The sequence below is a fragment of the Mycobacterium sp. 1482292.6 genome (assembly GCF_001672995.1).
Taxonomy (GTDB): Bacteria; Actinomycetota; Actinomycetes; order Mycobacteriales; family Mycobacteriaceae; genus Mycobacterium; species Mycobacterium europaeum_A.
In genome coordinates, this window is record NZ_LZKV01000235.1 from 1 (window position 1) to 9600 (window position 9600).

At 69.2% G+C, this 9600-nt stretch carries 11 protein-coding genes and 2 pseudogenes; 10 read left to right on the forward strand and 3 right to left on the reverse strand.

What is annotated here, in order from left to right:
- Window positions 1–68 precede the first annotated feature (68 nt).
- Window positions 69–773, forward strand: a pseudogene (locus tag A5624_RS23900) (LLM class flavin-dependent oxidoreductase); the annotation flags it as partial.
- A 45-nt stretch (window positions 774–818) separates the two neighbouring features.
- Window positions 819–1871, forward strand: coding sequence for an FAD-dependent oxidoreductase (locus A5624_RS23905; protein WP_082990646.1), 1053 nt, complete (start codon window positions 819–821; stop codon window positions 1869–1871).
- 2 nt (window positions 1872–1873) lie between these two features.
- On the opposite strand, the gene A5624_RS23910 is transcribed toward A5624_RS23905, so the two are convergent.
- A complete protein-coding gene (locus tag A5624_RS23910) occupies window positions 1874–2167 on the reverse strand; it encodes a putative quinol monooxygenase (protein ID WP_008253825.1) in 294 nt (97 codons plus the stop codon).
- A gap of 141 nt (window positions 2168–2308) precedes the next feature.
- Here A5624_RS23910 and A5624_RS23915 point away from each other — a divergent pair, with 141 nt between their 5' ends.
- The 3 genes and pseudogenes from A5624_RS23915 (at window position 2309) to A5624_RS23920 (ending at window position 3990) form a co-directional block, all read left to right on the forward strand.
- Complete coding sequence (locus A5624_RS23915) at window positions 2309–2722, forward strand: Zn-ribbon domain-containing OB-fold protein (RefSeq protein WP_066872060.1); 414 nt, start codon at window positions 2309–2311, stop codon at window positions 2720–2722.
- Window positions 2723–2821, forward strand: a pseudogene (locus tag A5624_RS29195) (hypothetical protein); the annotation flags it as partial.
- Window positions 2822–2844: 23 nt separating this feature from the next.
- Window positions 2845–3990, forward strand: coding sequence for a thiolase family protein (locus A5624_RS23920; RefSeq protein ID WP_066872046.1), 1146 nt, complete (start codon window positions 2845–2847; stop codon window positions 3988–3990).
- A 17-nt stretch (window positions 3991–4007) separates the two neighbouring features.
- Here the strand turns inward: A5624_RS23920 and A5624_RS23925 are convergent, their stop codons facing one another.
- Window positions 4008–5657, reverse strand: coding sequence for a DNA repair helicase XPB (locus tag A5624_RS23925; RefSeq protein ID WP_066872049.1), 1650 nt, complete (start codon window positions 5655–5657; stop codon window positions 4008–4010).
- A gap of 51 nt (window positions 5658–5708) precedes the next feature.
- Window positions 5709–7967 carry a helicase-associated domain-containing protein gene (locus A5624_RS23930; RefSeq protein WP_066872053.1) on the reverse strand — a complete coding sequence of 753 codons (2259 nt, stop codon included), beginning with the start codon at window positions 7965–7967 and terminating at the stop codon, window positions 5709–5711.
- Between A5624_RS23930 and A5624_RS28320 the strand changes: the two genes are divergently transcribed.
- The 5 genes from A5624_RS28320 to A5624_RS23950 form a co-directional block, all read left to right on the forward strand.
- Window positions 7967–8107, forward strand: a complete 141-nt coding sequence (locus A5624_RS28320; protein ID WP_156749166.1) for a hypothetical protein — start codon at window positions 7967–7969, stop codon at window positions 8105–8107. The two genes, A5624_RS23930 and A5624_RS28320, sit on opposite strands and share 1 nt — an antisense overlap.
- A gap of 11 nt (window positions 8108–8118) precedes the next feature.
- Window positions 8119–8319 (forward strand): hypothetical protein, encoded by a 201-nt coding sequence (locus tag A5624_RS23935; RefSeq protein WP_174320979.1) that lies wholly within the window; start codon window positions 8119–8121, stop codon window positions 8317–8319.
- Between the two features lie 8 nt (window positions 8320–8327).
- Window positions 8328–8858 carry a cyclic pyranopterin monophosphate synthase MoaC gene (gene moaC / locus A5624_RS23940; protein ID WP_066872056.1) on the forward strand — a complete coding sequence of 177 codons (531 nt, stop codon included), beginning with the start codon at window positions 8328–8330 and terminating at the stop codon, window positions 8856–8858.
- Entirely contained in the window at window positions 8855–9337 is a 483-nt protein-coding gene (locus tag A5624_RS23945; protein WP_066872063.1) for a molybdenum cofactor biosynthesis protein B, read from the forward strand. Before moaC ends, A5624_RS23945 begins: the two co-directional genes overlap by 4 nt.
- Window positions 9334–9600: molybdenum cofactor biosynthesis protein MoaE (locus tag A5624_RS23950; protein WP_197519025.1), on the forward strand; the 267-nt coding region annotated here is incomplete at its 3' end. The genes A5624_RS23945 and A5624_RS23950, both read left to right, overlap by 4 nt.

Here is a 9600-nt window from a genome sequence, read left to right on the forward strand (position 1 = left end):
TGGCCAGGTAGACGGGGTTGCGGTAGCTCATCGCCGTGCACATCTGGCCGAGCTTGATCCGCGAGGTGGTCGCCGCGACGGCCGACATCATCTCCGGTGGCCGCATCCAGATGGGTATCGGCGGCGGCTGGTACGAACACGAATGGCGCGCCTACGGATACGGATTCCCCTCGGCGGGTGTGCGATTGGGTCGCCTGGATGAGGGAGTGCAGATCATGCGCGATGCCTGGCGCGACGGCAAGGTCAGCTTCGACGGCAAGCACTACCAGGTCGACGGCGCGATCGTCGCGCCTAAGCCCCTGCAGGGCAACGGCATTCCGTTGTGGATCGCCGGTGGCGGTGAGAAGGTGACGCTGCGGATCGCCGCCCAATACGCGCAGTACACCAACTTCACTCCCGAGCCGGAAGCGTTCGCGCACAAGTCCGACGTGCTGGCCGAGCACTGCCGCAACGTGGGCACCGACTTCGACGCCATCGTGCGGTCGGTCAACGTCAACGCCATCGTGGGCACCTCGGAGGCCGACGTCAAAGACCGGCTGCAGCGGGTGCGCGACCGCCTAGCCGGCTACGTCGGTGAGGCTGCGGCGGACGCGATGATCGCCGGGACCAGCGGCCCCGACTCGGCAACGGGCACACCGGAACAGGTCATCGAGCGGCTCACCAAGATCCGCGACCTCGGCTGCGAGTACGCGATCTGCTACTTCCCCGAGGCGGCCTACGACCGATCGGGCATCGAGCTGTTCGAACGGGAGGTCATGCCGGCGCTGAGCTAGCAAGGCCCCGGTGCTTCGGCGATTGAGTACGGCGATGGTGTGTGCATGAGGGTAGGGATCGTCGGCGGAGGATTCGCGGGTTTGGCGGCTGCCATCGCGCTCCGGCAGGACGGCCACGACGTCACCGTGTTCGAGAAGACGCCCGGTCCCTCCGCGATGGGCGGAGCCATCGCGCTCGCCCCAAACGCGTTGGCGTGCTTGTCGATTCTGGGTGTGCGCCACCACGTGGTGACCGACCCGTGGTCCCGGACGGCGGCCACCGTACGCGCCCGCGACGGGCGGGTCTTGGTCAGACGCACCCTGGCGCAGCTCGCCGGAGGCGATGAGTTCGCGACCGTGCCGCGCGCCGCGTTGATTGCCTGGTTGGCGGCCGCGCTGCCCTCGCACTGTGTGCGGTATGCGGCCAACGTCACCGCGGTCGCTGCCGATGGCTCGGTTGTCGTCGACGGCAAGGCGGACCGGTTCGATCTAGTGATCGGCGCGGACGGACTGCGCAGTGTCACGAGGAAGCTGCTGTTTGCGGACGCGCCGTCGCCGCGCTCGACCGGCGTCACCGGCTGGGCCTGGATAGCCGACCGTGAGCTCGCTACTGGTTTCGGTCCGATTTGGGGCCGCACAGCCGATTTCGGCATCTTGCCATTGGTCGACGGCCGCACCTACGTCTACGGCGGCACCCGGAGCCGGCACCCGGACTTGCGGTCGTTTCGCGACTGGCCGGACCCCTTGCCGGCCCTGATCGACGCCGCGACGGCCGGCGAGATGATCACTCCGGAAATCTTCGAAGCGCGACCACCCCGTCGACTCGCCCGCGGCATCGTCGTGCTGATCGGTGACGCCGCGCACTGCATGCGGCCGACCTTCGGCCAGGGGGCAGCGCTGGCCATGGAAGACGCGATAACGCTGGCCCGCCACGGCGTGCCCGGGCTGTCTCGGCGATGGCTGCGCATGCTCGCTGTGTACGGCGCGTCCAAGGCGGGCTCCCGATTCACCGCGCCGGGCAGCGCCGTCCTGGAGAACGCCCGAAATCGGGCGCTTCTATTGCTGCCCGACCCGCTGTTCGCGGCCATGGCGGGCCGGGTGAGCCGGTGGCGTGGCTAGCGCTAGACGTCGCTGGTGAGGTACCTGGTCTTGGCCGGCGGCGCGGCCAGCAGCGGGGGAAGCTGCGTCAGCTTGCCTTCGCCGGCGCGAAAGGCGCGGTAGGCCTCGTCGTGCTCGACGGTCTCCCAGATCTCGTAGATGAGCCAGTGCGCTTCGTCGTCCTCGTCGACAAGAACGTCCGTGCGCACGTTCCCGTCGAACGCCCGGGTGTCCTGCAGCGCCCGGCCCATCAGCTCGCGCCCCGCGGCGACCTCGTCGGGCTTGAACCTGAGCTCCAGTATCACCGTGACCGTCATGCGCCCAACATATCGCTGCGCGCCCGCCCGCCCCTGGCGCGGGCGCCCGCACAAGGATGAGAATGCGGTTTCCACTTTTCGGAAAGCTGTTATACGGTTCAGTGAGCAATATTCTGTTGGCGGATTGTGGAGGATCCCTCGATGCAGAAGGCACTTGCGCCTGAGATCTCTACCTGGCCCGATGAGAGCCCACAGCTGATCGGCAGCCGATGCGGCAGCTGCGAGGCGACCACCTTCCCGGTGCAGCAGTGGTGCCCGCGCTGCAGCGCCGGCGAGATGTCCGAGGTGCTGTTGCCCCGACGCGGAACGCTGGTGGCGTGGACCACCCAGGGCTTCCCGCCCGGCGCCCCCTACGCCGGCCCGACGGGCAAGGACTTCGTGCCGTTCGGCGTGGGATTGGTTCAGCTCGGCGACGTCATCCGCGTCGAAGGGCGGCTCACCGAGAACGACCCGGCCAAGCTGCAGTTCGGCCAGGAGGTCGAACTGACCATGGTGCCGTTCGCCACCGACGACGAGGGCGCCGAAATCATCACGTTCGCCTTCCAGCCGGTCTGAGTGGCGATCGTGAGCGCGGCGCAGCCGGGCGAAACGGGTCGCCACCGTCCGCCCGTGGCGATCGTGAGCGCTGCGCAGCCGGGCGAAGCGGGTCGCCACCGTCGAATCCAGAGGAGTCTGAGATGACCAACGATGTCGCCATCATCGGCGTGGGCCTGCACCCGTTCGGCAGGTTCGACAAGACCGCGATGCAGATGGGCGCCGAGGCCGTGCAGCTCGCGCTCAAAGACGCCGGCGTGGACTGGAAGGACATCCAGTTCGGCTTCGGCGGCAGCTACGAAGTCTCCAATCCCGACGCGGTGACCCGGCTGGTCGGGCTGACCGGCATCACGTTCACCAACGTGTTCAACGCCTGCGCCACCGCGGCCAGCGCCATTCAGCAGACCGCCGACACGATCCGGCTGGGCAAGTACGACATCGGCATCGCCATCGGGCTCGACAAGCACCCGCGCGGCGCCTTCACGGACGACCCCGCCAAGCTGGCGCTGCCCCAGTGGTACGCCAACAACGGCCAATTCGTCACCACCAAGTTCTTCGGGATGAAGGCCAATAAGTACATCCACGACCACAACATCTCGCAGGAGACGCTGGCGCGGGTGGCCAACAAGAACTTCCGCAATGGTGCGCTGAACCCGAACGCGTTCCGGCGCAAGGAGATTTCCGTCGAGGAGATCCTCGCCTCGCCAGCGCTGAACTACCCGCTGACGCAGTACATGTTCTGCGCGCCCGACGAGGGCGCGGCCGCGGTCATCATGTGTCGCGCGGACATGGCCGAGAAGTTCACCGACAAGCCGGTCTATGTGCGCGCCTGCGAGATTCGGACCCGGCGATTCGGCGCCTACGAGGTGCACGCCACGTCGGCGCCGCTGGACGAGGACGCCTCACCGACGGTCTATGCCGCCAAGGCCGCCTACGAGGCGGCCGGAATCGGCCCGGAGGACGTCGACGTCGCGCAGTTGCAGGACACCGACGCCGGCGCCGAGGTCATCCACATGGCCGAGACCGGTCTGTGCGCCGACGGCGAACAGGAGAAGCTGCTGGCCGACGGCGCCACCGAGATCCACGGCTCGATGCCGGTCAACACCGACGGCGGGCTGATCGCCAACGGCGAGCCGATCGGCGCGTCGGGCCTGCGGCAGATGCATGAACTGGTGCGGCAGTTGCGCGGCGAGGCGGGCGAGCGCCAGGTGCCCGGCAACCCGCGCGTCGGCCTGGCCCAGGTGTACGGCGCGCCCGGCACCGCGTCGGCGACCATCCTGTCGCGCTGAAAAGCCTGGGCCCCAGGCTAAATCGCGGGGCCCAACAGGTCGTCCGCGTCGCGGATGATGTAGCCGTAACCCTGTTCGGCCAGGAAGCGCTGCCGGTGCGCGGCGTACTCGGCATCCAGGCTGTCGCGCGCCACCACCGAATAGAAGATCGCGCCGCCGCCGTCGGACTTGGGCCGCAGCAGCCGGCCCAGCCGCTGCGCCTCCTCCTGGCGTGAGCCGAACGTACCCGAAACCTGCACTGCCACAGACGCTTCCGGCAGGTCGATGGAGAAGTTGGCGACTTTGGACACCACCAGGGTGGACAACTCGCCGCGGCGGAAGGCGTCGAACAGCTCTTCGCGTTCCTTGGTGCGGGTGGACCCCTGGATCACCGGGGCGTTGAGCTCCGCGCCGAGTTCGTCGAGCTGATCGAGGTAGGCGCCGATCACCAGGGTCTGCTCGCCGGGATGCTTTGCCAAAATCGATTTGACCACAGCGATTTTCGTGTGCACCGTCGAGCACAGCTTGTACCGCTCTTCGGGTTCGGCGGTCGCGTAGAGCATCCGCTCGTTATCGGTCATGGTGACCCGCACCTCGACGCACTCGGCGGGCGCGATCCACCCCTGCGCCTCAATGTCCTTCCACGGCGCGTCGTAGCGTTTCGGGCCGATCAGGGAGAACACATCGCCCTCGCGGCCGTCCTCGCGGACCAGCGTGGCGGTCAAGCCGAGGCGCCGCTTGGACTGCAGGTCGGCGGTCATCCGGAACACCGGCGCCGGCAGCAGGTGGACCTCGTCGTAGATGATCAGCCCCCAGTCGCGGCTGTCGAAGAGCTCGAGGTGCCGGTACTCGCCCTTGGTGCGGCGAGTGATCATCTGATACGTCGAGATGGTGACCGGCCGGATCTCCTTGCGCTCGCCGGAATACTCGCCGATCTCGTCCTCGGTGAGCGACGTGCGGGCGATCAGCTCGCGTTTCCATTGCCGCGCCGCGACGATGTTGGTGACCAGAATCAGCGTCGTCGCACCGGCTTTCGCCATGGCGGCCGCGCCCACCAGAGTCTTGCCGGCGCCGCAGGGCAGCACCACCACGCCCGATCCGCCGGACCAGAAGGAGTCGGTGGCCATCTGCTGGTAGTCGCGCAGCTGCCAGCCGTCCTCGGCCAGGCTGATCGGGTGCGCTTCGCCGTCGACGTAGCCCGCGAGATCCTCGGCGGGCCAACCGATCTTGAGCAGCATCTGCTTGACCCGACCGCGCTCGCTGGGGTGCACGATGACGGTGTCGTCGTCGATCCGGGCGCCGAGCATCGGGGCAATCTTCTTGTTGCGCAGCACCTCTTCGAGCACCGCGCGATCCAGACTCACCAGCGTCAAACCGTGCGCGGGGTTCTTCACCAGCTGCAGGCGGCCGTAGCGGGCCATCGTGTCGACGATGTCGACCAGCAGCGGTTGGGGCACCGCGTAGCGCGAGAAGCTGACCAGGGCGTCGACCACCTGCTCGGCGTCGTGGCCGGCGGCGCGGGCGTTCCACAGCGCCAGCGGCGTGATGCGGTAGGTGTGGACGTGTTCGGGTGCGCGCTCCAGCTCGGCGAAGGGCGCGATGGCGGCGCGCGCCGCGCCGGCCTGCTCGTGATCCACCTCGAGCAGCACCGTCTTGTCGGACTGCACGATCAACGGTCCGTCAGACATAGTCAGCGCCACTCCTTTCGATCTGTTTGACGTCGGCGGGCATGCTCACCATTATCGGCCGGTGGCCGACACCACCGAGGTGATGCGGTGGATGGCGAAGTCACGCAGCCGACCGGACGCGGAGTCGAACGCCACCAGCTGGCCACCCTTGATGGTGATGGGCGACACGACGCGCTGGGTGGCCACCCCCGCCGCATCCAGATAACCGATCACCAGGGTGTCTTGTTCCCTGGCGGCGCGCTGTAACTGCGTCATGGTGACCGCCGGGTCGACGCGGATGTTGCCGAACGGTGCGGCGGTCACCTTGCGCAGCACCGCCACCACCGCGTTGAGGCTTTCGGTGTTGGGGCGCCGGGCCGGACGGTAGGGCCGGCGCTGCTGCGGGGTGGACACCCGGGCGCCGCGGGGACGGACGTCGACGATGGCGCCGGAGGAATCCTCGGCCGCCGGGGCGAACCCCGCCGCGCGTAACGCGGTGAGGACCTCGCCGATCGGCGCGGGCGACACCGCGACCGTCGGCGCCAGGGCCCGCAGCTGCACCTCTTCGGTCGCCGGCGCGGCCACGGCCTGGGCCAGCAGCGCGGGGTCCTCGCAGCGCACGAACGACGCGGCCATGCCGATCCGCAGTTGCCCGTGCCGGCGCGCCACGTCATCGATCAAGTAGGTGAGGCCTTGAGGCACCGGCGTTTTGGAATGCTTGGCGAACAGCGAATGCATCCAGTCGCGCGTCTTGCCGACATCGAGCGCGTGCCGGATCGACTGCTCGCTGACGCGGTAGACCATCGCGGTGCCGGCGGATTCGACGGTCGCCACGACGGCGAGTTGCTCGGCCAGGTCGCGTTCCAGCGGCCCGGGCACCACCACGGTCAGATCCGCTTGCACCAGGAAGTGATCGACCGGTTTGGGTAACGCCCGGTTCATCGCCTCGATGGCGACCTGCGGATCGCCGTCGTCGTCCAGCAGCGCGCGGCCGGGCGTGCTGATGGCGCCGCGGCCCACCAGGCCCAGGGCGTTGCTCTCGGCGAGCAGGTCCCCGACTGGCCCGGGCTGCAACCGTTTCGCCCAGCGCGGACGCCGCCAGATCAGCGCCGCCGACGCCGCCGCCGCGTCGACGCCGGCGCCGGGGGGCAGCTCGGACAGCATGCCCAGCAACAGCCGGCGGTCCAGCGGCGCGGCCGTGGAGTACAGGCCGTCGGTCAGGGCCCCGTAGGGCTTGGCGTCGGGGCCGCGGCTGCCGATCAGCGCCGGCCGGCCGGGCAGATCCAGCCAGCTGGCGGCCAACAGCTGCCAGCGCTCGGCGACCGACAGCGCGGCGTAGCGGTCGGTGACGATCGTCGGCGCCCAGTACGGCGCCTCGCCGGTGACCGGTTCGGGGTCGGGCATGCCGCTGGCGATCAATCCGGCCGCGGCCGTGACTTCGAGGAGCAAACCCAGCCGCTGCTCGTCGATGCCGGTCACCTTGCTCAGCCGTTTGACCTCGCGGATTCCCAGGCCGCCGCTGCGCAGCTCGGAAACCGGCGCGGCGGAGAGGGTTTCGAGCAGGACGTCGACCTCGCGCAGCAAGTCGATGACGGCCCCGGCCGCCGCGGCGTCGGCATCGTCGGGCGTGGTGGTCGACACCACCGGGTCGGGAGCGGTCAGTTGCATGGGACCGGGCTGCTCGCCGCGCAGCACCTGTCCGACGTGGCGGGGCAAGATCACCGTCTCGGCATCGATGCGCCGCAGCAGGCCCATGGCCAGCAGCTGGGGCACCGGCCGGTCGGTGGGCGCGCCAGGCGCGGCGTCGCGTGTGCGTCCCATCGGCGAGCCTTCGAGAAGTTTCTCCAGCACGTCGAGTTGTGCCTCGGTGAGGTCGTCGATCAGGGCGGCGATCTGTTCGGCGCTGCGCGAGGTGTCCTCGAGGGTGACCTGGCCCGGATGCCACGGCATGCCCGTCGCGGCGTCGGCGGCCACCCGAAGCGCGGCCTCGCCCCACACTAGGGCGCGTTGCCGCAGGTCGTCGACGGCATCCAGCACGTCGGTCTCGGGGGCGCGGTCACCGATCAGCGCCAGCAGCTTGGGCGTGGGCACCGGCTCGGCGTCGGCCTGCAGCACCAGCAACGCGTCGAGCACGGCCAGCCGCAAAAAGTTCAGGTCGTCGGTGCCGGCCTTGATCGACTGGCGGGCCTGGGCGCGGGCGGCCAGCGCGGCGATGCTGCCGGGTGGGGGCTGGGCGAGGTCCGGCCGCAATTCCAACAGTCGGATCAGCTGCTCATCGGATAACTCGGCCAGCCACGACCCCAGCGGGATATCCGGGGTGTTGTCGGTCATTGCTGACCAGCGTAAAGCAGGTCGCGGCCACCCAGCAGACCTCGACAACCCGGCGACTCACCAGCGTGGTGAACACCGGCGCGCACGGCAACGCGTCTCGAACTCCGGTCTTGCGCCACATGCGGTTCGGCCACCTGTAAGAATGGACCTCGTGGCTGACACTGCTGAGGGCAAAGCCCGCAAGACCAAGTACGTCGACAACGGCTGGCCGACGACGGACCCCGACGACCACGCGGTCAGTGAACTGGTGACCGATCGCACGGGTGCGTTGTCCCCCTTCGGCGAGCTGGTGTTTCCGCTGCCCTCCACCGATCTGCCCTACCTGCACCCGGTCACCGTCGTCAATCGGTAGGTCGCCAGATGGCCAGGGCCTCTGAGGCCTCCCAAGCCTCGGCGAACTGGGCGTCGAATGAGCCCGGCTCGGGCGCGCTGTCACATCTGGATGACCACGGCGCTGCGCACATGGTCGACGTCAGCGAGAAGGTGGCCACCAAGCGGACCGCGGTCGCCGCGGGCGTCCTGCGCACCTCGGCGCACGTGGTGGCGCTGATCTCGACCGGCGGCCTGCCCAAGGGCGATGCGCTGGCCACCGCCCGGGTGGCCGGCATCCAGGCCGCCAAGCGCACCAGCGACCTCGTCCCGCTGTGTCATCAGCTCGCCCTCACGGGGGTCGACATCGACTTCACGGTCGGCGAGTCTGAGATCGAGATCAACGCAACGGTGCGAAGCACCGACCGCACGGGGGTGGAGATGGAAGCGCTCACGGCCGTCAGCGTCGCGGGCCTGACGCTCTACGACATGATCAAGGCGGTGGACCCGGCCGCACGGATCGACGACATTCGAGTGCTGCGCAAGGAAGGCGGCAAAACCGGAAGGTGGGCGCGCCCATGAGCACCCGTTCAGCCCGCGTCATCATCGCCTCGACCCGCGCGTCGTCGGGAGTGTACGACGACCGATGCGGCCCGATCATCGCCGAATGGCTGGCCGAGCGGGGCTTTTCGGCCGCGCAGCCCGAAGTCGTGGCCGACGGGCCGCCGGTCGGCGACGCACTGCGCACGGCGATCGACGCCGAGGTCGACGTCATCATCACCTCCGGTGGCACCGGCATCTCACCCAGCGACAGCACACCGGACCAGACCGTGGCCGTCGTCGACTACCTGATCCCGGGCCTGGCCGAAGTGATCCGCCAGTCGGGCCTGCCCAAGGTGCCGACGTCGGTGCTGTCGCGCGGCGTGTGCGGCGTGGCCGGTCAGACCCTGATCGTCAACCTGCCGGGTTCGCCCGGCGGCGTGCGCGACGGCCTGGGCGTGCTCGCCGATGTGCTCGATCACGCGCTCGACCAACTCGCCGGTAAAGATCACCAGCGATGACGCTCGTCGTGCGCGCTGCCATGACCGAGCACCCGATTTCGCTGGCCGAGCACGAAGAGTTGGTGGGGCATCAATCCGCCGGCGCCATCGTCGGGTTCGTCGGCGTGATCCGCGACCACGACGGCGGACGGCGGGTGGTGCGACTCGAGTACTCAGCGCACCCGTCGGCCGATCAGGTCATCGCCGACGTGGTGGCCGACGTGGCCGGGCAATCCAGCGGGGTGCGTGCCGTGGCCGCCAGCCACCGGATCGGCGCGCTGCGC

What these genes read in the sequence shown, in the direction of transcription:
- A5624_RS23905 (WP_082990646.1), top strand. Translation starts at nt 819, where the DNA reads ATGAGGGTAGGGATCGTCGGCGGAGGATTCGCGGGTTTGGCGGCTGCC.
- A5624_RS23910 (WP_008253825.1), bottom strand. Translation starts at nt 2,167, where the DNA reads ATGACGGTCACGGTGATACTGGAGCTCAGGTTCAAGCCCGACGAGGTC.
- A5624_RS23915 (WP_066872060.1), top strand. Translation starts at nt 2,309, where the DNA reads ATGCAGAAGGCACTTGCGCCTGAGATCTCTACCTGGCCCGATGAGAGC.
- A5624_RS23920 (WP_066872046.1), top strand. Translation starts at nt 2,845, where the DNA reads ATGACCAACGATGTCGCCATCATCGGCGTGGGCCTGCACCCGTTCGGC.
- A5624_RS23925 (WP_066872049.1), bottom strand. Translation starts at nt 5,657, where the DNA reads ATGTCTGACGGACCGTTGATCGTGCAGTCCGACAAGACGGTGCTGCTC.
- A5624_RS23930 (WP_066872053.1), bottom strand. Translation starts at nt 7,967, where the DNA reads ATGACCGACAACACCCCGGATATCCCGCTGGGGTCGTGGCTGGCCGAG.
- moaC (WP_066872056.1), top strand. Translation starts at nt 8,328, where the DNA reads ATGGCCAGGGCCTCTGAGGCCTCCCAAGCCTCGGCGAACTGGGCGTCG.
- A5624_RS23945 (WP_066872063.1), top strand. Translation starts at nt 8,855, where the DNA reads ATGAGCACCCGTTCAGCCCGCGTCATCATCGCCTCGACCCGCGCGTCG.